The sequence below is a fragment of the Microbacterium maritypicum MF109 genome, from assembly GCF_000455825.1.
Taxonomy (GTDB): Bacteria; Actinomycetota; Actinomycetes; order Actinomycetales; family Microbacteriaceae; genus Microbacterium; species Microbacterium maritypicum_A.
This window is the reverse complement of the sequence record NZ_ATAO01000166.1, coordinates 1-308: the sequence shown is the minus strand read 5'-3', so window position 1 is coordinate 308 and position 308 is coordinate 1. Positions and strand designations below refer to the sequence as shown.

The 308-nt window shown below is 72.1% G+C and carries 1 pseudogene; it reads left to right on the top strand.

Annotation, left to right across the window (positions count from 1 at the left end):
- A pseudogene (locus L687_RS29635) lies at positions 1-308 on the top strand (EamA family transporter); the annotation flags it as partial.

Sequence of the window (308 nt, the reverse complement as noted above, 5' to 3'; positions counted from 1 at the left end):
CCGCCAGCCACGGTGCCGTCGTGATCGGTCTGCTTCCCGCCGCGACCGCAGTCGCCGTGGTGCTCCGCACGCGCGAACGTCCCGTCCGATCCTTCTGGATCTTCGCGTTCCTCGGCGCTGCCGCGGCCGTCGTGTTCGCCGCATTGCAGAACGGCGGACTCGGCTCCCTCACCGGCGCCGACCTGCTGCTGTTCGGGGCCGTGCTCGCCGCCGCGATCGGCTACGCGGAGGGCGGTCTGCTCGCCCGCGAACTCGGATCCTGGCAGACGGTCTCCTGGGCGCTGATCGTCGTCGCTCCCCTGATGGCC